We start from the raw sequence: 23,984 nt of genomic DNA on the forward strand, positions 1-23,984 counted from the left end.
GGCACGGCTGAATAGAAAAATAAATAAAATATAACTGAATAGTTAGGAAAGAGGGGTTTTTATGAGTACATTTAGCATTAAGCCTACTGTATTCTTTGATGAAGGTTCAGTAGAATACCTTAATAATTTAAAGGAACAAAATGAGGGGCTTATCATATGTTGTGATGAAGGTTCCATAGATTACTTAAATAACTTGGCTGGAAAAAGAGCTCTTATAGTAACAGACCCATTTATGGTTAAATCAGGAGCTGTAAATAAGATAACAGATATATTCAAGAGAATAAATGTAGACTATGAAATATTTGCAGAAATAGTACCAGATCCACCAGTTAGTATAGTTGCAGACGGAGTAGGCCGTATGATAGCTTTCAAACCAGATGCATTAATTGCATTAGGTGGAGGTTCATCCATAGATGCAACAAAGAGTATAATGGCATTTTGTTTAAAGATATTGAAGAACAAAGGTGATGCATCAGGATATACAAAACCATTGTTTATAGCAATACCAACTACAAGTGGTACAGGTTCAGAAGTTACAGCTTTCTCAATAATCACAACAGGAAAGAAAAAAGTAGCTTTAATTGACCAGGCATTAATACCAGATGTAGCAATATTGGATGCAGACTTTGTTAAGACAGTACCAAGCAGAATAACAGCAGATACTGCAATAGACGTTATAACTCACGGAGTAGAAGCTTATGTTTCAACTATTGCTTCAGACTTCACTGATGCATTTGCAGAAAAAGCTATAAAAACAGTATTCCAGTATTTATTAAAGGCATATGCAAATGGCGGAGACCTAGAAGCAAGAGAAAAATTGCACAATGCATCCTGTATGGCAGGTATGGCATTTACAAATGCAGGACTTGGAATCAACCACAGTTTGGCACACATACTAGGAGCAACTTTCCATGTGCCACATGGTAGAGCAAACGCAATAGTTATGCCTTATGTTATAAAATATAATGCAAACTTAGAAAGTGGAGTAGAAACAAGAGCAGCAAAGAGATACAGAGAAATAGCAGAATTCTTAGGATTACCTGCTTCAACTGTAAAAGAAGGAGTAACAAGTCTTATATGTGCAATAAATGTACTTAAGAAAGAAACTAATACTCCTATGAACATAAGTGAAGCTGGAGTAAGCAGAGAAGAATTCATGAGTAAAGTGGACTTTATGGGAGAAATTGCACTTGCAGACAGGTGTACACCTAACAATCCACGAGTTCCTACTAAAGAAGATTTAATTGCAGTATTTAAAGAAGCTTTTGGTGACTAAAATATAATTTGGTAAATGATGGGTATGAAGTGTATAGAACAGGAGAGGCTTATATGGCTATATAGAGCGGAGAAATCTACAAGGCATAAAAGTTTTGAGTATTTGAATATGAGTTATTAATTATCTGGCTACATCATTGGAAAATGTTTGACAAAAGAATAATATAAATACACTTAAAAATATAAAGTTTTAAATTTGTTGAAGATAATTATGTGGTATATTAGCCATCCTCCTGGTTCTATCACTAAACCTTATGTTTATTATACATACATTATGAAATGATTATTGTATAATGAAACATCCTTTTATAGATAACTATGGTTATCGGATTTTTAAAAGGATGTTTTATGTGGGTAAGGTTTAGTGTGTAATTTTATGGGAATGACATAGTCAAAAGATGGCTAAATTTATATACATTAAATTTTCAGTTGTTATTTTACACTAAATATTATTCGAAAGGGAGAATAAAAATGGAGATAATGGATAAGGACTTACAGTCAATACAGGAAGTAAGAACTCTTATAGCAAAAGCAAAGAAAGCTCAAGCAGAATTTAAGAATTTTTCTCAGGAAGCTGTAAACAAGGTAATAGAAAAAATAGCTAAAGCTACAGAAGTTGAAGCTGTAAAACTTGCAAAATTGGCATATGAAGATACAGGATATGGAAAATGGGAAGATAAAGTAATAAAAAATAAGTTTTCAAGTATAGTAGTTTATAACTATATTAAAGATTTGAAAACGGTTGGAATATTAAAAGAAGACAAAGAAAAGAAATTAATAGATATAGCTGTTCCACTTGGAGTTATTGCAGGACTTATACCTTCAACTAACCCAACTTCAACAGCAATATTCAAGGTATTAATAGCATTAAAGGCAGGAAATGCAATAGTATTCTCACCACATCCAACAGCAGTAAGAAGTATTACAGAAACTGTAAAGATAATGCAGAAAGCTGCAGTAGAAGCAGGAGCACCAGATGGATTAATCCAATGTATGTCAATATTAACAGTAGAAGGTACTGCTGAATTAATGAAGAATAAGGATACGGCACTTATCCTTGCAACAGGTGGAGAAGGAATGGTAAGAGCAGCTTACAGTTCAGGAACACCAGCAATAGGCGTTGGACCTGGAAACGGCCCATGTTTTATCGAAAGAACAGCAGATATTCCAACAGCAGTAAGAAAAGTAATAGGCAGTGATACTTTTGATAATGGAGTAATATGTGCTTCAGAACAATCAATAATAGCAGAAACAGTAAAAAAAGCAGAGATAATTGAAGAATTCAAGAGACAAAAGGGATATTTCTTAAATGCAGAAGAATCAGAAAAGATAGGCAAGATTTTATTAAGAGCTAATGGAACACCAAACCCAGCAATAGTAGGAAAAGATGTTCAGGCATTAGCAAAATTAGCAGGAATAAGCATACCAAGCGATGCAGTAATATTACTTTCAGAGCAGACAGATGTAAGTCCAAAGAACCCTTATGCAAAAGAAAAATTAGCTCCAGTACTTGCATTCTTTACAGTAGAAGACTGGCATGAAGCATGCGAAAAATCCTTAGCACTTCTTCATAACCAAGGAAGTGGACATACATTAATAATTCACTCACAGAATGAAGAAATCATAAGAGAATTCGCATTGAAGAAACCAGTATCAAGAATACTTGTAAATTCACCAGGATCACTTGGAGGAATAGGTGGAACTACAAATCTTGTACCATCACTTACATTAGGCTGTGGAGCAGTAGGTGGAAGTGCAACTTCAGACAACGTAGGACCAGAAAACTTATTCAATATAAGAAAGGTAGCTTATGGAACTATGACAGTAGAAGAAGTAAGAGAAGCTTTTGGAGTAGCAGCAGGTTCATCAAGTGCACCAGCAGAACCAGAAGACAATGAAGATGTACAGGCTATAGTAAAAGCTATAATGGCTAAATTAAATCTTTAATATATAAGAATATTTATTATGGGGTTATAGATTGAAAAAGTACTAGTACGACACGGCTGAATAGAAAAATAAATAAAATATAACTGAATAGTTATGAAAGAGGGGTTTTTAATGAGTACATTTAGCATTAAGCCTACTGTATGCTTTGAAGAAGGTTCAGTAGAATATCTTAATAATTTAAAGGAACAAAATGAGGGGCTTATCATATGCTGTGATTCAGGTTCCATAGATTACTTAAATAACTTGGCTGGAAAAAGAGCTCTTATAGTAACAGACCCATTTATGGTTAAATCAGGAGCTGTAAATAAGATAACAGATATATTCAAGAGAATTAATGTGGAATATGAAATATTTGCAGAAATAGTACCAGATCCACCAGTTGACATAGTTGCAAACGGAGTAGGCAGAATGATGGCACTTAGACCAGATGCATTAATAGCATTAGGTGGAGGTTCTTCAATTGATGCAACAAAAGCTATAATGGCATTTTGCTTAAAGATATTAAAGAACAAAGGCGATGCATCAGGATATACAAAACCATTGTTTATAGCAGTACCAACTACAAGTGGTACAGGTTCAGAAGTTACATCTTTCTCAATAATCACAACAGGAGTGAAAAAAGTAGCTTTAATTGACCAGGCATTAATACCAGATGTAGCAATATTAGATGCAGACTTTGTTAAGACAGTACCAAGCAGAATAACAGCAGATACTGCAATAGACGTTATAACTCACGGAGTAGAAGCTTATGTTTCAACTATTGCTTCAGACTTCACTGATGCATTTGCAGAAAAAGCTATAAAGGCAGTGTTCCAGTATTTGCCAAAGGCATATGCAAATGGCGGAGACATGGAAGCAAGAGAAAAATTGCACAATGCATCCTGTATGGCAGGTATGGCATTTACAAATGCAGGACTTGGAATCAACCACAGTTTGGCACACATACTAGGAGCAACTTTCCATGTACCACATGGTAGAGCAAACGCAATAGTTATGCCTTATGTTATAAAATATAATGCAAACTTAGAAAGTGGAGTAGAAACAAGAGCAGCAAAGAGATACAGAGAAATAGCAGAATTCTTAGGATTACCTGCTTCAACTGTAAAAGAAGGAGTAACAAGTCTTATAGATGCAATAAATAAACTTAAGAAAGAGACTAATACTCCTATGAACATAAGTGAAACTGGAATAAGCAGAGAAGATTTCCTAGCTAAGGTAGATTCTATGGGAGGAATTGCTCTTCAAGACAGATGTACACCTAACAATCCAAGAGTTCCTACTAAAGAAGACTTAGTTGCAGTATTTAAAGAAGCTTTTGGTGGAATAGAAGCAAGTTCATCAAGTGCACCAGCAGAACCAGAAGATAATGAAGATGTACAGGCTATAATAAAGGCTATAATGTCTAAATTAAATCTTTAATATATAAGAATATATTAATGTTATAGATAAAGAAGTACTGGTACGGCACGGTTGAATGGAAAGATAAATAAAAATACAATTAAATAGTTAGGAAAGAAGGGTTTTTATGAGTACATTTAGCATCAAACCTACTGTATGTTTTGATGAAGGTTCAGTAGAATATCTTAATAATTTAAAGGAACAAAATGAGGGGCTTATCATATGTTGTGATCAAGGTTCCATAGATTACTTAAATAACTTGGCTGGGAAAAAAGCTCTTATAGTAACAGACCCATTTATGGTTAAATCAGGAGCTGTAAATAAGATAACAGATATATTCAAGAGAATAAATGTAGAATATGAAATATTTGCAGAAATAGTACCAGATCCACCAGTTGACATAGTTGCAAACGGAGTAGGCCGTATGATGGCACTTAAACCAGATGCATTAATAGCATTAGGTGGAGGTTCATCCATAGATGCAACAAAGGCTATAATGGCATTTTGCTTAAAGATATTAAAGAACAAAGGTGATGCATCAGGATATACAAAACCATTGTTTATAGCAGTACCAACTACAAGTGGTACAGGTTCAGAAGTTACATCTTTCTCAATAATCACAACAGGAGTGAAAAAAGTAGCTTTAATTGACCAGGCATTAATACCAGATGTAGCAATATTAGATGCAGACTTTGTTAAGACAGTACCAAGCAGAATAACAGCAGATACTGCAATAGACGTTATAACTCATGGAGTGGAAGCTTATGTTTCAACTATTGCTTCGGACTTCACTGATGCATTTGCAGAAAAAGCTATAAAGACAGTATTCCAGTATTTATTGAAGGCATATGCAAATGGCGGAGATATGGAAGCAAGAGAAAAATTGCACAATGCATCCTGTATGGCAGGTATGGCATTTACAAATGCAGGACTTGGAATCAACCACAGTTTGGCACACATACTAGGAGCAACTTTCCATGTGCCACATGGTAGAGCAAACGCAATAGTTATGCCTTATGTTATAAAATATAATGCAAACTTAGAAAGTGGAGTAGAAACAAGAGCAGCAAAGAGATACAGAGAAATAGCAGAATTCTTAGGATTACCTGCTTCAACTGTAAAAGAAGGAGTAACAAGTCTTATAGCTGCAATAAATGTACTTAAGAAAGAGACTAATACTCCTATGAACATAAGCGAAACTGGAATAAGCAGAGAAGATTTCTTAGCTAAGGTAGATTCTATGGGAGGAATTGCTCTTCAAGACAGATGTACACCTAACAATCCAAGAGTTCCTACTAAAGAAGATTTAGTTGCAGTATTTAAAGAAGCTTTTGGTGGCTAGAATATAAATTATTAAATACATTTAAATATGATGCCGTGATAGATTTGCTTTCAAATTTATCACGGCATTTAGTGATTGGATGAAGAATAATTTTTTTAATTCATGTTTTATCATTTGTGATAAAAGTAAAGTAAGAAGACAGTAAAAAGAATGAAGCATATTATAAATATATTATAAGATATAAAATATTACATATATTTTAATATACTGAATAGTCTGATAAGGGGTGATTTCATATCCATCTTTCTAGTATAAGCATATATGGAGATATTATTTTATAAATTTTATAAATTCTATACGTTTAAATAAGTGTTTTACATTAAAACTTCAGTAAATAATTTCAATTAATTAATTTCATAACAATTTAATGAATTAAATTATTGAATTGTTATCATGGCAAAAATATTAAAAAAGATGATAAAAGTTCTTTAAATCATATTGAATTGTATGAAAAATGGTGGTATTATAATTAGGGTATTCATTATGTAAAAGTAATATTACTTTATATTTATTTTTTAAGGAGGCAGTGACGTATGAAAAACATTTTTAGGACAAAACCCATTGAAAGCCTTTTAGAAGAGGCCAGTGGGAAGGAGTCCTTACAAAAAGTATTAGGTTCTTTTGAACTTACTATGTTAGGTATAGGTGCAATTATAGGTACGGGTATATTTGTATTAACTGGACTTGCAGCAGCTAATTATTCCGGACCGGCACTTGTAATTTCATTTATACTAGCAGGACTTGCTTGTGGTTTTGCAGCACTATGTTATGCAGAAATTGCAGCTATGGTTCCTGTAGCAGGAAGTGCATATACCTATGGTTATGCTGCATTAGGAGAATTTTGGGCATGGATTATAGGATGGGATTTAATCCTTGAATATGCATTTGCCGTTGGTACAGTGGCAATTGGATGGAGCGGTTATTTTACTAATATTCTTACAGATTTAGGTATACAGCTTCCGAAGGCTATTACAAAAGCACCTTTTGAGGGTGGAGTAGTAAATTTACCTGCAGTGTTAATACTTTTAGTCATAACAGCTATACTTATAATTGGTGTAAAACAAAGCGCCACAGCTAATAATGTAATAGTTGGAATTAAACTGGCAGTAATAATTCTATTTATAATATTAGGCGTAGGACACGTAAATCCTGCAAATTGGCATCCATTTATGCCTTATGGCTGGAAAGGTGTTTTCTCGGGGGCATCTATAATATTCTTTGCTTATATAGGATTTGATGCAGTTTCTACAGCGGCAGAAGAAGTTAAAAATCCTCAAAAGGATTTACCAAGAGGCATTATAGCATCTCTAATTATTTGTACGGTATTATATATTGTAGTATCAGCAATTTTAACAGGTATGGTTCCATATCTGAACTTTAAAGAAACAGCAGCTCCTGTAGCTTTTGCACTTCAGCAAGTGGGAATAACCTGGGGATCTGCTTTAGTAGCAGTAGGTGCAATTTGTGGTTTGACTTCAGTTTTACTTGTTATGATGTTTGGACAAACTCGTGTACTCTTTGCAATGTCGAGAGATGGACTTCTTCCAAAAGTATTTGGTCATGTTGATTCAAAATTCCATACACCTTTAAGAAGCACATTACTAGTTGGAATTGTAACTATGGTTATAGCTGGATTTACTCCAATTGCAGTGGTTTCAGAGCTTACTAATATAGGTACATTGGCAGCTTTTGTTATAGTATCTGCCTCAGTTATAGTTTTAAGGAAGAAAGAACCGGACAGGCCGAGATCTTTTAAAGTTCCATTTTCTCCTTATACTCCTATTCTTTCCATGGCAGCTTGTATCTTTTTAATAATAAACCTTCAAGGTGTAACTCTGATTAGATTTGCAGTATGGCTTGTTATAGGTTTAGTACTTTATTTTGTATACGGATATAAAAATAGTGCTATTAATGAAGAATAATAAAGATAAAATCAATTTAATATCTAAACGGCAGATTATTTAATATAATAATAAAAAATGGCCCTATAAAAATTTTTTAATTGTAAAATTCAAAAAAGTATTGACATTTGAAACATAAGGTATTATTATCGTCACATATACTAAATATTAATTGATTTTAAATAAATGGAAATTTCCATAATTGGTGTATTTAAATATAAAGACTGTGATAGGGAAGAGTAAATGGTAAAATATTTTAAAGAGAGTGGGGATAGGTGAAAGCCCATAAATTGGATACTATTGAAAATCACCCTGGAGTTGTTAAACTGAACTTATAGTAAGTTTTGCCGGCAGAGCCGTTAATTAGATTAAGTAAAAAAATTGGGTGGTACCGCGGACCAAACTTCTCGCCCCATAGGGCAGAAAGTTTGGTCTTTTTATATGCATATTTTTAGATTAAGAGGGTAAATAAGTTTAACGAAAAACGTTGAATATAAGATAAATAACAATGTAGGAGGAAATACTGATGGAAAACTTAAAAATTTATTATGATGAAGATGGGAATCTGGATTTATTGAGGGATAAAACAGTGGCAGTTTTAGGCTATGGAAGTCAGGGTCATGCCCATGCACAGAATTTAAAAGACAGTGGAATTAACGTGGTAATCGGTCTGTATAAAGGGAGTAAGTCCTGGAAAAAGGCAGAGGAGAATGGTTTTGAAGTAATGGAAGCTGCAGATGCTGTAAAAAAAGCAGATATGGTTATGACACTTATACCAGATGAAAAGCAAAAGGGCCTATATATTGACAGTGTTAAAGATAACTTGACAGAGGGAAAAGTGCTTATGTTTGCCCATGGATTTAATATACACTTCAATCAGATAACCCCTCCTGAAAATGTGGATGTAATTATGGTTGCACCTAAAGGACCAGGACACATTGTAAGAAGAGAATATACCGAAGGAAAAGGAGTACCATGCCTTTATGCAGTATACCAGGATTACAGTGGAAAAGCCAAGGATTATGCACTGGCATATGCAAAAGGAATAGGAGGCACAAGAGGAGGAGTTCTTGAAACTACCTTTAAAGATGAAACAGAGACAGATTTGTTTGGAGAACAGGTAGTACTTTGCGGAGGGATATCAGAGCTTATAAAAGCAGGATTTGAAACTTTGGTTGAAGCAGGATATGCACCTGAAAATGCATACTTTGAGTGTATGCATGAGATGAAATTGATTGTGGATTTGATGAATGAAGGCGGATTAAGCTATATGAGATATTCCATAAGTGATACTGCTGAATATGGAGATTACAGTATAGGCAAGAGAATAATAACAGAGGATACAAGAAAAGAGATGAAAAAGGTACTTGGAGAAATTCAAGATGGTACTTTTGCAAAGAACTGGATACTGGAAAATCAGACAGGAAGACCTTCATTTATTGCAAAGAGGAAAAAAGAACAGAACCATCCTATTGAAATAGTTGGAAAAAAACTTAGGGCTATGATGTCCTGGATAAACAGCAAATAATTGTAGATTAGCAAAAGTATATGAAGGGATATATAAATTAAAGGGGGATATTATTATGAAGATGAAAGGAGCCGAAGTACTATTAAAATGTATGATAGAACAAGGTGTGGATACAATATTTGGTTATCCGGGAGGAACTGTAATACCTATTTATGATGCATTATATAGTACAAAAGAAATAAAGCATATATTGACTGCCCATGAGCAAGGGGCTACTCATGCAGCAGATGGATATGCAAGATCAACGGGAAAAGTTGGAGTTGCCATTGTAACTTCAGGACCGGGAACGACTAACACAATAACGGGAATTGCCACAGCTTATGCGGATTCCATTCCTATAGTGGTGTTTACAGGGCAGGTACCTTTAAATCTCTTGGGAAAGAATTCTTTTCAAGAAGTAAATACTAGAAGCATCACAGATTCCATAACTAAGAAAAATTATATTGTAGATAAACCAGAGGATTTACCAAGTATAGTAAGAGAAGCTTTTAAGGTGGCAGCTAGTGGAAGACCAGGACCTGTAGTGGTAGATATACCTAAAGATATGCAGACAGCAGAAATTGATTATGAAGTACAGGAGAAGTTATCTTTAGAAGTCAATTTACAACAAAAATCCTATGAAAATGATTTAGATAAAGTGGCAGATATGGTAACCAGTAGTGAGAGACCTGTAGTATATTCTGGGGGAGGAACAATAATAGCTGGAGCACAAGAAGAGCTTATGGAGTTTATCCAAAAAATAGATTCACCTATTACCTGTTCTCTTATGGGAATAGGAGCTTTTCCAGGAGATAATGAGTACTATATGGGTATGGTGGGTATGCACGGTACCCCGTGTTCCAATCGTGCTGTAAGTAATTGTGATTTACTTATAGCTGTAGGAGCTCGTTTTAGTGACAGGGTTACAAGTAAGGTATCATCTTTTGCACCAAAGGCAAAGATTATTCACATAGATATAGACCCGAAGGAATTTGGAAAAATTGTGGATGTGGATATGCCTGTAACGGGAGACATTAAAGATGTACTCCAAAGACTTAACAAAAAGTTAAATAAATTAAATCATGCAACATGGATGAATCAAATAAAGCAGTGGAAACAAAGTGAAAGAGATCCTTTTAAAGATAGATGTGAATTAAGTCCTAAGTTTATAATGGAAACACTTTATAATATTACTAAGGGAGATTGTATAGTGACCACAGAAGTAGGACAGCATCAGATGTGGGCTGCACAATACTTTAAATACCTAAAACCTAGAACTTTTATATCATCTGGTGGACTTGGAACCATGGGATACGGACTTGGAGCTTCTATAGGAGCATTTATGGGCAATTCCAATAAGAAGGTAATAAATGTGGCTGGAGATGGAAGTTTTAAAATGAATTCCACTGAGTTGGTTACTATATCCAGGTATAGATTGCCAATAGTTCAATTGCTTTTCAATAACCATGCTCTTGGTATGGTTCACCAGTGGCAGGACATGTTTTATGATAGAAGGTTCTCACAGACAGAATTTGGCTCTGAGGTAGACTTCATGAAACTGGGTGGAGCTTATGGAATAAAGACATTTAAAATAGAATCCAACAGTGAAGTAGAGGAATGTTTGAAAGAAGCTTTGAGTTTAAATGAACCTGTTATTATAGAATGTGTTATTGATACTAAGATAAAGGTACATCCTATGGTTCCACCGGGTGCGGCCATATCGGAATTTATAGAATAGAAAGAAGCAAGACTAAACTATATTAAATTAAGAAAATATTTCTGAGAAAATCTATGTAGTATAATACTATGTTGATTTTCTCTTTATTTTTAGACTACTCTTTTGTATTTTCAATTGGAATGTTTTAAAGAATTGGTTATAATTAATTAAAAGAGATTAAGTGCTAGGAAGTGATTGAATGAAAGTTCACGAATCAGCAGAAAATTATTTGGAAACTATATTGGTGTTAAATAAACGGAATGGTACTGTGAGGTCAATTGATATTGTAAGAGAATTAGGTTTTTCAAAGCCCAGCATAAGTGTGGCTATGAAAAATTTGAGGCAGAATAATTACATAGTTATGGATGATGAAGGATATATCGAACTCACTTCAGAAGGATTTGAAATAGCTGCTAAAATGTATGAACGTCATACTATTATTTCGAAGTTGTTAGTTAAACTAGGAGTGGATGAAAAAAAGGCGGTAGAGGATGCATGTAGGATTGAACATGTAATCAGTGAGGAAAGCTTTGAAGCGATAAAAAAAGCAGCAGGTAAGATGAGCAGGTGATTTCCAATGGGGACTGGCAGGAGATAGACCATAAGGCTCAGTACCTGTCTTAACCCATTTTCCGAGGATGGTAATTTACCTTATACGATTTTACATAAATTTCAACATTTATCGTCAATAAAAAATTTAAAGACCATTTGGATTAAAAAAAGTCTAAACAGAGTAGTAATAAAAAATAAATTTTTATATAATAGCATTAGTTAGTTATATCTAACTGATGCTATTATATTTGATGTGCCCAAATATCAAATTCCTTTCAGGCCCACTCTAACATATGTTTTTCTCAATATTTTAAGAAAGCATTTAACCATTAAATTAAGATTTGGTAAGTTGTGAAGGTAAATGATAATGAGTAACATTCGATATGCATTTTCATTCGAAAACAAGTATGGTTCTGAATGAAAATTTCATATTAACAAATTGTATTCAAATAAAACATTAAGGGGGGATCTATTTGAGATTAAAGAAAATCTTAGGATTAATAGTGGGTGTGGTAATGTTATTTTCAACCACTGTTTTTGCAGAGTCTTCATATTCTTTGGACCAAAAAAGGATTTTTGGAAAAGACAGGTATGAAACTTCATCACTCATAAGCAAAAGTGGTTGGGAAAGTGCTTCTAGTGTAGTAATATGCAATGGAGAAAATTTTCCAGATGCACTTTGCGCTGCACCTCTTGCAAAGAAGTATAATGCACCAATTTTACTTACCAGCAAATCGGGTTTAAGTGAAAGTACAAAGGAAGAATTATCAAGGCTAAATCCTGATAAAGTGATAATTATAGGTGGAAATGGAGTTATACCTGACAAGGTAATATCTGAAATAAAAACTGCAGCACCTAAGGCTAGCGATGTAACAAGACTAGGAGGAACTACAAGATACGATACTTCAAAAATGATTGCGGATAAAGTTGGAAAAAGTTCTTCAATAGTGTTGGTTTCAGGAAAGGCTTCATCAGACGCACTCTCTATAAGTTATATAGCTGCCAACAAGGGCATGCCTATTTTATTGGCAGATAGAAAGGAAGATGTATCAGAGTATTCAAAAGATAACAGTGTAGAAAAGACTTACATAATAGGGGGAGAATCCCTGGTATCAAAAGATATAGAAAGTATATTTAAAAATACCGAGAGAATATATGGAAAGGATAGATACGAAAGCAACCAAAAAATACTTGATAAATTTAAAGATGATATAAATTTTGGCAGTATATATCTGGCATCTGCCCAGTATAACGGAGTAGACCAATTTGCAGATGCATTATCTGTTTCAGCTCTGGCATCTAAAGATTGCAATCCTATAATATTAGTAAGCGGCACTATGAATAAGGATGCAGTTAGTATAATAAAATCCAAAGTTGATAAAAACAGCAAAGTAATAGCAATAGGTGGGACTCAACTTGTATCTGAAAATATAGTAACTGCTTTGGTTAATGTAAACTCTTCTAATGAGAATGATAATCAAGGAAATCCAGGAAGCTCTGGCGGCGGTGGTGGTGGAGGCTCTTCTAGTAGTAATCCATTTGCAGGAGGCAGTGGTACTGTGGCTTCTCCATATAAAATTGCTACTGCAGCACAACTCAATAAGGTGCGAAGCTATTTAAATAAAAACTTCATTCTTACAGCAGATATTGATTTATCCAGCTATGCAAATTGGGAACCTATTGGTGCTTTTAAACCTTTGTCTGACAAACCAGAGGATGCAGAAACACCAGATCCTAAGGTGGCATTTAGGGGCAGCTTTAATGGTAATGGACATACAATTTCCAATGTAAAGATTGATCGTAAAGATATGGCAATAGGCTTATTTGGCTGCATTACTCAAAATGAAAATAAATCTAATGTCATTCATGACTTGACTGTGAAAAATGTGAATGTAACTGGATACAGTGATTTAGTTGGCGGCGTAATAGGACATCAGGCAGCAGGATCTCCAATAGAAAAAATTGAACTTATTGGTGACAACAAAATCACTGGAAATGACAAAAGTGCCAACGTAGGTGGAATTGTTGGCGGTACAATGGATTCTAATATCACCGATTGTAAAGCAGAGGCAGATATAGTTATTAATGGTGATGGAAACAATCTAGTGGGAATATTGGCAGGAGGACTTGGAAATTGTTCCTTAAGCGGCTGTAGTGCAAAAGGAAGCATTACTGTTAATGGAAAGGAAGTTTATTCTATAGGTGGATTAGCAGGATGCGTTCACGAAGGGGCATATGTGAAAAACTGCAGCTCAGATGTTACTATTTCTGTAGCTGAAAAAGACTTTATGATTGGTGGTCTGATAGGACATGCTGGAACCTTTGATGAAAATAATCCTACTGTAATTTCAAACTGCACTGTAAAAGCAGATATCAAGGCACCTGAAAGTGCTTCCCGCATAGGTGGTGTAGGTAGGTAGTGGTTTTTATATAGAGGGCTTTGAGTACTATCCTGCTCCTTCTGTGTATACAGTAGAAAATTGCAGTATTGAAGGCAGTATTACTGGCGGTACAGAAGTTGGTACTGTTGCAGGTTATGCTTATAATTCTACAGTGAAAAATTGTACAAGCACTATGACTATTGATGGTAATGCAGATGGAACTCAGGTTGGAAAATCGGATACTGAAGCTTCGCTATTTGCAGGAGGCAGCGGTACAGAAGCCGATCCATATCAGATTGCTACTGCTAGTCAGTTGAATAGAGTGAGAAGATACTTAAATAAGAACTATATATTAACAGCAGATATAGATTTAGCAAGTTATGAAAATTGGGAACCTATTGGAACTTTCAAACCTTTGTCTGATAAACCAGAGGATGAAGAAAACCCTGTCATAAGTCTTACTTTTTCAGGTACCTTTAATGGAGATAACCATAAAATTTCTAATATTCATATTTCTAAAGCTGATTCTGTAGGAGTAGGATTATTTGGCTGCGTTGCAGGAGACAATGCCTCAATTAAGAATCTTGTAGTTGAAAATACTACAGTTTCCGGCAAGCAATTGGTTGGAGGGGTTATAGGATATGCTTCATTTAAAAATGCTGCAGAATCAATTTCACTTGTTGGAGAGAACAGCATTACAGGAGGTTTTCTTGTAGGTGGTATTGTAGGAGGCGGATTCTGCGATATTAAAAATTCCAATGCAAATGCAAATGTGACTTTAGTTGGAGATAATGCACAGGGCGTGGGTGTATTGGCCGGAGGCATGGAAGCTTGCTCCTTGATTGGTTCCAGTGCAACTGGTACTGTGACAGCAGTGGGAAATGGAAGCTTTAGTATTGGCGGTTTATCTGGAGCAGCACAAGAAAGTCCAACTGTGGAGAATTGTACAGCAGATGTAAAGATAATTGTTGGAGAAAACAGCAGTATGACCGGTGGACTTGTAGGAAATGCAGGTACTTATGATATTGAAAATCCAACACTTATTAAGAATTGCTCTGTCAATGCTTCTATTAAAGCAGCAGATAGTGCTGAACGAATAGGCGGCATAGTAGGAGGAGGTTTCTATCTTGATGCATATAAAGAGTACAGACCAGTTCCTACTGTTTACAAGGCAGTAGATTGTAAAACTTCAGGTAGTATTGAGGGCGGCAAGATTGTGGGTACTATTGCAGGCCAGGCTTATAATTCTACAGTGGAAAACTGCACCAGCACCATGACTGTTAACGGAAGTGCGAATGCACAGCAGATTGGAAAATCAGAAACAGCAGAACCTTCATTATTTGCAGGGGGAAGCGGTACAGAAGCTGATCCATATCAGATTGCTACTGCTAGCCAGTTGAATGATGTAAGAAAATATTTAGACAAGCATTATATACTAACGGCAGATATAGATTTATCAAGTTATGAAAATTGGGAACCTATTGGTACATTTAATTCACAGGCTGAGGATGAGTCAGGATATTTTGCAAATGCATTTACTGGCAGCTTTGATGGAGACAATCATATTATTTCTAATTTGACTACCAATAGAAAAGATTCTGTAGGAGTAGGTTTAATAGGTGTTTCCACAAGTTCTTCTGTAGTAAAAAATCTTAAAGTGGAAAATGTAAAAGCTGAAGGTACAATGGCAGTTGGTGCTGTGGTGGGTTATAACCAAGGTATAGTTGAAAACCTTATATTATCTGGAGACAATAGCATAAGCGGTTATAACTGCATTGGTGGTATTTTAGGCGGCAATGAAGGCGGAGCCATTAAAAATTGTATTTCTGCTGCAACAATAAATATATTAGGCGACAATGTATTTGAAAATGGCAGATATATTTTACCTGACAATGCAGAATGCGGTGGTATCATCGTAGGAGGATCTTTTGGAGGAACAATTGATGGTTGCTCGGCTGAAGGTACAGTAAACTCAAAAGGAAGTAATGCTATGGGTCTTGGTGGTGTAGGTGGTTGCCTCGAAAATATGGAAAGTATCACTAACTGCACGGCAAATGTCATTATTGATGCTGGAGAATCAGCTCATGGGGTAGGTGGACTTTGCGGATTTACAGGAATGTTTGATAAGGAAAATCCAGCTAAGATTTCTAACTGCACTGTTACTGCTACCATTAATGCTAATGATGCTACACATATTGGCGGTCTGGTTGGCACTGGATTGTATATGAATATGTACGATATGGAGAGTGTATTTGTAATTTCAAATTGTGAAGTTACAGCAGAGATCAAGGGCGCCATTACTCCAGGAACAGTGGTTGGACGAGCTGAGGGAAGTACTATTGAAAGTTGTACAGCAAATGTAACTATAGATGGTTCATCTGATGGGCCGGAAATTGGAACTACAGACAGGCTTTTTGAAAGTGCAGAATAAAGTTGATATTTTAGATGAAATATCATAAGTTATTTCTTAAAGGGAACAAAAAACTGCTATTTTAGTGACAAATAGTCATCTAGAGAGTGTGGAAAAATTAGATGTTAAGAGGCGGCTTTGAAATAGAAATCAAAGCCGCCGTAATTTATTTGTCTATACCTAAGAATCACTTGATTTAAAGAATTTTAAGTCCTCATCATTTAATACTTTTATCTAGAGCAACCACCCTGCTTCTTTGCATTTCATAATGAAGTATCATTTTAAGGCAAAGCTGTTCTTGATATTTTGAATGTGGATTCCAATCTCGTAACATAGTGTACCTCCTAAGAAAGTAGTATTTTTAAATTATAATACAATTTTAAAGAAGAAGGGTAAAAGTTCATCAAGTGAAATAGTTTCCTATTAAGAATATGAAGGTAAATTTCATGGGAAAAGTCATAATAGTTTAGTTAAAATATTAGGGGTGGAGCAAAAATATTGAACTTTGTAATATATAAAAATCAAGCTCTTTGAGTTTTCGAGAGGGTACAGAAGAGTTAAAAGAGGTGGGGTTAATTTCTAAGAAGATACAGAGAAACATGATAATTTCTTATAAAAAGGAGTAATGGAAGAGAAAGGAGTAAGATGGATTGAGACAAAACTCTAATTTAATGAATTTATATAATACTATTTTATCTTTAAATAGGGAACATGTGAAAGTGAGTTTTCCTGCTGAAATAGGAAAAGGTTTAGTATTACAATGGAGAATAAAGCAAGGTATTACAATTACTGATTGGAAAATGAATTATAATAGAGAAACATTAGTAAGAGAAAATTCTAGTCTCTATTTTGTCAATTTATATTTTTGTGTAAAGGGAGAAATGTGTTGGGAACGTGAAAAGGATAGAAATGAGATAGAAGAAGGGGATATGTATTTATATCGGAGTAAAGGAGAATTAGAAGTTGGATATTATGAGAAAGAAAAAAACTATGAATTTATAAGTATAAAAATGCCTGAATCCATTTTTATGGAAATTATAATGCAATATTTAGATAAAAGAGAATTTAAAAACGTGATTTATCACATAAATAAAGGTTTGAAGTTTTCTGCGAATCACCATATAAATAGAATCTTATATTCCCTAAGAGAAATTCCTAAAAACAAAGGATTAGCAAGCATGTATTTAGAGGGTAAGCTTTATGAATTAATAGCAGTTTATTTATCCAATATAATAGAAAAGGACAGGGAATGTTATTATTCCATTAAGTTAATTTCAGAAGACGTTGATGCTATAAATAAAGCAAAAAATATTATAGACAATAATTTAACCAATTTACCTACTGTAAATGAATTGGCAAAACTGGTTAATATTAATACATCTAAGTTGTCCCAAGGATTTCGAATGATATTTGGTGTACCAGTATATACTTATGGAATAAAACAAAGACTTGAATATGCTGCTTATTTATTAGACACAACGAATAAAAATATTGGAGAAATAGCCACTTTATTGGGGTATACCAGTATGAGTCATTTTTCTTACGCCTTTAAAAAACAGTTTGGGCTACTTCCTAAAGAGTATAGAAAAAAATAAAATGAAAATTGATAAAATAAAAATGAAAATTGGTAGAAAAAGATTTTTATAGGGTTTATCATTTATACTGTAAAAGTTAGATAAAACTAACTAAGCGGGTTAAGAATTTAAAAAGCATATTTTTTAATAGGTAAAAATATTTGGAGGTGAAATGAATGTTTGATAAGGTTTTTCAGTATGCAGGACCTCATAGAAAAGGAATGATTCAGGCAACGGTTCTTGTTTTATTCAGTGTTATATCCGGTGTGTTTCCTTTCTTTATGGCATATCAGATTATTGCTCCTCTTGTTAGCGGAGAAAAGCTGAGTGTTTTTTATGTAAGTGTTCGGGTGTTTATGATTTTAATGCTTTTGATTTTACAAGCGTTACTTTATGGATGGGGACTATCTATATCACATAAAGCGGCTTATGGAACACTATACCGTTTAAGAGTTTCACTGCAGGAAAAGTTGGAAAGCTTACCTTTGGGTGTAATTCAAGAAAAAGGAACTGGGCTTCTGAAAAAACTGTTTGTAGATGATGTAGACGGTTTGGAGGTTTTGTTAGCCCATACATTACCGGAGGGAATTGCAAATCTTATGGTTCCTGTTGTGATTTATATTATGATGTTCACTGTGGATTGGAAATTAGCCTTTCTGTCTTTGGCATCTGTACCTTTCAGTGTTATTGCTATGAAGACTATGTATTCTATTGGAATGAAAAAAATGGGATCCTATTATCAGGCTGGTCAAATCATGAATAATACCATTATTGAATACATTAATGGTATGGAAGTTATTAAAGTTTTTAATAAAGAAGGACAATCCTATGAACGCTTTGAAAGAGATGTGAAAAACTATAGGGATCTGACATTGGGGTGGTATAAGGCTTGTTGGCCGTGGATGGCTGTTTATAATAGTCTTCTGCCTTGTACTATTATTTTGACATTACCATTAGGCTCATGGTTTGTGTTAAGAGGTTATTCTATATTGACTGATTTAATCTTAATTTTATGTTTATCTTTAAGTATAGGAATTCCGCTTTTGAGGGCATTAGGATTTTTACCAACAATGCCTCAGATAAATTACAAAATTATGGCGATAGAAGGGGTCTTGGAGAGTGAACCTTTAAAACATACAGGTAATGAATTTATTGGTAAAGATTATACCATTGAGTATAAGAATGTAACCTTTGGATATGATGAAAAAGATGTTATTTCCAATATATCTTTTATTATTCATCCCAATAATACTGTTGCATTGGTTGGTGAATCCGGTTCTGGGAAAAGTACTTTAGCAAAACTTTTAGTACATTATTATGATATAAAAGAAGGTCAAATTTTAATAGGAAGACAGGACATTACTCAAATGAGCTTGATAAGTTTAAATAATTTAATTTCCTACGTTTCTCAGGATGTATACCTTTTTAATACCAGTGTTTTAGAAAACATTCGATTAGGGAATCCAAAAGCAAGTGATGAAGAAGTTATATCTGCTGCAGAAAAAGCAGAGTGTATGGAGTTTATTAATCTACTTCCAGATGGTATTTATACCATGGCAGGAGAAAGTGGAGGTGCTCTTTCAGGAGGACAAAGACAGAGAATTTCTTTAGCAAGAGCTATTTTAAAAGATGCTCCTATTATTATTTTAGATGAAGCCACTGCTTTTATCGATCCTGAGAATGAAGATAAAATTCAAAAAGCAATTTCAAAGCTAGTACAGAATAAAACTCTTTTAGTGATTGCTCATAAGCTAAATTTTATAAAAGATGTGGATATGATTTGCGTTTTAAATAAAGGAAAATTAGAGGTGAAAGGAAAACATGCTAAGTTGTTGGAAAGTTCCTCCTCTTACCAAAAGCTTTGGGATGCACAAAATAGAAGTTCTCAATGGAAAATTGGTGTACTAGGGAGGGAAGATTATGATTATTCAAATGATTGGTAGAATTCTTAATTTGTCAGAAGTTTATAAAGGAAAAATAAAAGGTGCTTTTGTACTGGCTATCTTTGAATCGATTCTTTCCAAGATGCCAATTTTTTATACTCTTGTGATTTTAACAAAGTTTTATGAAAAAACTTTAGAAGAAAAGGATTGTTTATGGATAGGGCTTGCTTTAGTTATTACGGTTTTAATCCAAATGTTAATCCGACATTCCATGGATAAATTACAAAGTGCATCTGGATTTATGATTTTTGCCGATAAAAGAATGGAATTGGGAAATCATTTAAGAAAGCTTCCTATGGGTTATTATACGGAAGGAAATATAGGTAAGATTAGTTCTGTTCTTACAACAGATATGATTTTTATCGAAGAAGTTGCCATGATTACCATAGCGAATATGATGAGCTATATCTTAACATCCATTCTTTTAATTCTATTTATGTTTTATTTGGATTTTCGATTAGGATTAATTGCTGTAGTAGTAAACTTATTCGCTAAAATATTGTCTGATAAAATGAATCAAATATCGATAAAAGAAGGAAAAACCAAGCAAGAACAAAGTGAATCTTTAACGAAGGCAGTATTTTCTTTTATTGGAGGTATAGGAGTCATTAAGAGTTTCAATCTTGTTGGACATAAATCCAAGGAACTACAGAAAGAATTTTCGGATTCCAAGGATAAATCTATTGAATTTGAAAAGAAAATGACATCGTGGATTATTGGATTAAATATTATTTTAGCTATAGGAGTAGCTTGCATTTTTGGATTGGCTGTATGGTTGAAAGAAAGTAATGTATTAAGTTTATCCTATTTAATTGGTGTTTTGTTATTTGTATTTGACTTATTTGGACCATTGAAAGCACTGTATGGAGAGGCTGCAAAGCTGACCATTATGGATAATTGCTTGGATAGAATAGAAGAAGTATTTCAAGAACAACCACTTCCCGAATGTGATATGAAACATTTATCTGAATTAAATTCAGAAAAACCAATCATGGTCTTTGAACATGTCAGCTTTGGCTATGACGAAAATGAGATTTTACATGATGTTAATTTTGACATGAGAAAGAATATGATGACTGCGTTGGTTGGACATTCAGGCTCTGGAAAATCAACAATCGCTAATTTATTAGCAAGATTTTGGGATGTAGATAAAGGAAAAATACTACTTTATGGTACGGATATTCGAGATATTGCGATGGAAAAACTGATGGATCAAATCAGTATGGTTTTTCAGAAGGTATATTTATTTCAAGATACCATCTATAACAATATTCTGATGGGAAAATCGGATGCGACCAAAACAAAAGTCATAGAAGCATCTAAAAAAGCTAGATGCTACGATTTTATTATGGCGCTGCCGGATGGATTTCAAACAGTAATTGGGGAAGGTGGAGCCACATTATCCGGGGGAGAAAAACAGAGGATTTCTATTGCAAGATGTATATTAAAAGATGCTCCTATTGTTATTTTAGATGAAGCTACTGCAAGTGTGGATGCAGATAACGAAAGCTATATTCAGGAAGCCATTGGAGAATTAGTAAAGGGTAAAACACTTCTGGTTATTGCACATCGATTAAACACCATTCAATCAGCAGATCAAATATTAGTAATCGAGAGAGGGAGCATTGTTGGAAAAGGAACACATGAGAGTTTAATTAAAGAGAATAGTTTTTATAAAAAATATTGTGATTTAAGAAGAGATGATTCAGATTTTGCGTTATAAATTGGAAATGAATTGTTTGTTTACTGATTTTAAATGTTCAATTTCTCTTGTTTCCTTCACATAATCTAGTTATAATCAATCTGCTTTTTAGTTCCTTTTTGGAACCAATGTAGACGTCTTTGAATTCAATTGTTTCACCATTTGATAATGGTTTTATGAGTTCAAAGATGTCTATTTTAATATACTCTGTTGACTTTAATACCTTATATTTGGAAAATAAATTAAATTAATATAAAAAGATTGAGTATAATATATTTAACTTTTAGGGATAAAAATAAGACGTCATGGAGTGGAGGGAGAGAAAGTAAATGTTAGATATGATGCGTTGTATTTGTAAGATATGTGGCAGGGATATACGGAAGTTAATTTCTTCTATAATTTTAACTGCAATAGATACAATTTTAAGTATGGCAATGCTTGGAATGGTTCTTATGACTTTAGTAAGTCTTGCAGCGGGAAGTTTTGATAAAAAGTTTTTAAATAAGGCATCTGCTGATATTATTTCTGTATTAGATGAAAAGCCTTTACCCTATAGGACTAGTAAGCCGCATTTTGATAATTATGGAATTACTTTAGATAATGTATTCAGCAGTTTCATACAAAAGTGATACAATTGTCTTTCGGAAAGAAAGTTCTTCTATAGGAGTATAGGTAAGATGGTTCATATTTATCAGTTTTTCTGCTAAAGTTTTAATAATAATATTACCTGCTGTTAGAGTAAAGGTATTCTCGTAAAAGGTTGTTTTAACTAATTTAGAAAAATATTGAGATAGATTGTGATTATTTGGATTTATTAAGAAGTGTTCCATAACATTTTTATGAATAAATAGGGATATTCCAGTATAATGGAGTGATTTCTTTATGATATCACACACTTCAGTATTTAAAGAATTAAAACAAAGTTGTCCACTTTTCATATATAAATTTTCGTGTGTATGTTTAAATTTGATATGAACTTCACCGAACAAGCAGTAGTTGATTTCTACAACATCATCAAGAGATAATTTAGCCATATTTAAATCTGTTTCAAAGTTGAGGTTTTTCACAATAAGGATTTCAAAACCATAATCAAAAGACAGATGAATTATATTATTGGAATTCTGTTCATTTTGAACTGTGTTATTCAGAAATTCTTCATCTGAATTAAAATTAAAAAGGTTCCTATTTATCTCAATGTAATATTTCTCTAAATTTATCATATAGACTCCTTTAATTAAAAATACGCGTAATTTAAGATCAAATATCAGTGATGGATGAAGGAAGATTTATTGAAGATAGAGTATAAAGATATTTTGGACTGATACTACTTGCAGCTTGTCTAACTTCAAGCTCGGTCCTTGAATTTTCGATATTCTGAGGGACACATACCAGTTATTTTTTTGAATGCTGCTGCAAATTTGCTTTGATTTTCATACCCTACTTTGGCTGATATGACGGCGACGCTGTCATAGGAGTTCTGCAGCATAAATGCGGCGGTTTTGATTCTGTAATGGTGCATATAATTTCGGATTGTTGTTCCATAAATGCCTTTGAAGCAATTTTTCAATGTGGTTACGCCAATTCCATATTTTTTTGACATTTCTTCAATTGTAATGCGTTTATTCATATGTGTAATTAAATGGTCTCTTATTTGTCTTGTAATGGTTACTTGTTTTCTTGAATAATAGGGCCTTTCTTGATTTTGTTCTGAAATATTGTTACTGCTCAAAAAAAGTAATAGTTCAATCACTTTTATTTGATGATATGTGCGGCAGAGTTCTTCTTTTATTGGATAAAGTTGTGAAAAAATATGTTTTATCTCATTTCTGCCCCTCAGGATAAAGCAGTGATTCTGTACACATAGTTTTTTCATAAGTTTATATAAATCAATAGAATCTGGCAATTTCATTTTTTTGATGGATATCACTGCCTCATCTAAATAAATGATAATAGATATACCCTTAAAATATCCTAATGGGAAACTAGATGAAATTTTCTTACATGAAAAATTACTAATAGATAAATCACCTTTATTTAAATATATATAATCATTTTTTTTAAACTCGCATTCATATCTGCCTTCCATGCAATGATTGATTTCTATAATATTTGTATTTGTTATATTATTATTTGGGTTTATATTTAGTTGGAACAAATTATATGTCAATTGAATTCCTGGAAGTACTTCATATTTTATAAGTTTTCCTGTACCGCTCTGATTTTCGATATAGTATTCCGTGCAATAGCGGTGCTGTTTTATAGCTTTTAAATCTGAACTAAATATATTTTGCCACTTTATTGTTTGCATTAGTTTTTCTCCTTTCTATTGATATAG

The 23,984-nt window shown here is 33.6% G+C and carries 16 protein-coding genes, 1 pseudogene and 1 other annotated feature; of the genes and pseudogenes, 14 read left to right on the forward strand and 3 right to left on the reverse strand.

Annotation, left to right across the window (positions count from 1 at the left end; translation table 11 throughout):
- Positions 1-61 precede the first annotated feature (61 nt).
- The 13 genes from BS101_RS06725 (at position 62) to BS101_RS06780 (ending at position 21,670) form a co-directional block, all read left to right on the forward strand.
- Positions 62-1,276, forward strand: a complete 1,215-nt coding sequence (locus BS101_RS06725) for a 1-propanol dehydrogenase PduQ (RefSeq protein ID WP_073538123.1) — start codon at positions 62-64, stop codon at positions 1,274-1,276.
- A gap of 470 nt (positions 1,277-1,746) precedes the next feature.
- Entirely contained in the window at positions 1,747-3,222 is a 1,476-nt protein-coding gene (locus BS101_RS06730) for an acetaldehyde dehydrogenase (acetylating) (RefSeq protein WP_073538122.1), read from the forward strand.
- A gap of 111 nt (positions 3,223-3,333) precedes the next feature.
- Positions 3,334-4,641 carry a 1-propanol dehydrogenase PduQ gene (locus tag BS101_RS06735; protein ID WP_073538124.1) on the forward strand — a complete coding sequence of 436 codons (1,308 nt, stop codon included), beginning with the start codon at positions 3,334-3,336 and terminating at the stop codon, positions 4,639-4,641.
- Positions 4,642-4,747: 106 nt separating this feature from the next.
- The gene (locus tag BS101_RS06740; RefSeq protein ID WP_073538125.1) at positions 4,748-5,962 is read left to right on the forward strand and encodes a 1-propanol dehydrogenase PduQ; all 1,215 of its coding nucleotides are present in this window, start codon (positions 4,748-4,750) and stop codon (positions 5,960-5,962) included.
- Positions 5,963-6,495: 533 nt separating this feature from the next.
- Positions 6,496-7,884, forward strand: coding sequence for an amino acid permease (locus BS101_RS06745; protein WP_073538126.1), 1,389 nt, complete (start codon positions 6,496-6,498; stop codon positions 7,882-7,884).
- Between the two features lie 196 nt (positions 7,885-8,080).
- Positions 8,081-8,281 (forward strand) — a binding site (T-box leader).
- Positions 8,282-8,389: 108 nt separating this feature from the next.
- Complete coding sequence (ilvC, locus tag BS101_RS06750) at positions 8,390-9,391, forward strand: ketol-acid reductoisomerase (RefSeq protein WP_073538127.1); 1,002 nt, start codon at positions 8,390-8,392, stop codon at positions 9,389-9,391.
- Between the two features lie 55 nt (positions 9,392-9,446).
- Positions 9,447-11,108: a biosynthetic-type acetolactate synthase large subunit gene (gene ilvB, locus BS101_RS06755; protein WP_073538128.1), complete on the forward strand. Its 1,662-nt coding sequence runs from the start codon at positions 9,447-9,449 to the stop codon at positions 11,106-11,108.
- A gap of 178 nt (positions 11,109-11,286) precedes the next feature.
- Entirely contained in the window at positions 11,287-11,658 is a 372-nt protein-coding gene (locus tag BS101_RS06760) for a metal-dependent transcriptional regulator (protein WP_073538129.1), read from the forward strand.
- A 454-nt stretch (positions 11,659-12,112) separates the two neighbouring features.
- The gene (locus BS101_RS23715) at positions 12,113-14,059 is read left to right on the forward strand and encodes a cell wall-binding repeat-containing protein (protein WP_242951415.1); all 1,947 of its coding nucleotides are present in this window, start codon (positions 12,113-12,115) and stop codon (positions 14,057-14,059) included.
- A 43-nt stretch (positions 14,060-14,102) separates the two neighbouring features.
- A complete protein-coding gene (locus tag BS101_RS23720; protein WP_242951416.1) occupies positions 14,103-16,451 on the forward strand; it encodes a GLUG motif-containing protein in 2,349 nt (782 codons plus the stop codon).
- A 629-nt stretch (positions 16,452-17,080) separates the two neighbouring features.
- A complete protein-coding gene (locus BS101_RS06770; RefSeq protein WP_073538130.1) occupies positions 17,081-18,025 on the forward strand; it encodes a helix-turn-helix domain-containing protein in 945 nt (314 codons plus the stop codon).
- A 155-nt stretch (positions 18,026-18,180) separates the two neighbouring features.
- Positions 18,181-19,947 (forward strand): ABC transporter ATP-binding protein, encoded by a 1,767-nt coding sequence (locus BS101_RS06775; protein ID WP_073538131.1) that lies wholly within the window; start codon positions 18,181-18,183, stop codon positions 19,945-19,947.
- A complete protein-coding gene (locus BS101_RS06780; RefSeq protein ID WP_156876123.1) occupies positions 19,928-21,670 on the forward strand; it encodes an ABC transporter ATP-binding protein in 1,743 nt (580 codons plus the stop codon). Before BS101_RS06775 ends, BS101_RS06780 begins: the two co-directional genes overlap by 20 nt.
- 46 nt (positions 21,671-21,716) lie before the next feature.
- On the opposite strand, the pseudogene BS101_RS22640 reads toward BS101_RS06780, so the two are convergent.
- Positions 21,717-21,881, reverse strand: a pseudogene (locus tag BS101_RS22640) (IS4 family transposase); the annotation flags it as partial.
- Between the two features lie 97 nt (positions 21,882-21,978).
- On the opposite strand from BS101_RS22640, the gene BS101_RS06785 reads away from it, so the two are divergent.
- Positions 21,979-22,278: a hypothetical protein gene (locus BS101_RS06785; RefSeq protein WP_073538133.1), complete on the forward strand. Its 300-nt coding sequence runs from the start codon at positions 21,979-21,981 to the stop codon at positions 22,276-22,278.
- Here the strand turns inward: BS101_RS06785 and BS101_RS06790 are convergent.
- Positions 22,243-22,869 carry a hypothetical protein gene (locus BS101_RS06790; RefSeq protein ID WP_073538134.1) on the reverse strand — a complete coding sequence of 209 codons (627 nt, stop codon included), beginning with the start codon at positions 22,867-22,869 and terminating at the stop codon, positions 22,243-22,245. The genes BS101_RS06785 and BS101_RS06790 overlap by 36 nt on opposite strands.
- Before the next feature lie 125 nt (positions 22,870-22,994).
- A complete protein-coding gene (locus tag BS101_RS06795; protein ID WP_073538135.1) occupies positions 22,995-23,957 on the reverse strand; it encodes a helix-turn-helix domain-containing protein in 963 nt (320 codons plus the stop codon).
- Positions 23,958-23,984 lie beyond the last annotated feature (27 nt).

Origin of the sequence: Clostridium kluyveri (assembly GCF_001902295.1) — a bacterium.
Taxonomy (GTDB): Bacteria; Bacillota; Clostridia; order Clostridiales; family Clostridiaceae; genus Clostridium_B; species Clostridium_B kluyveri_B.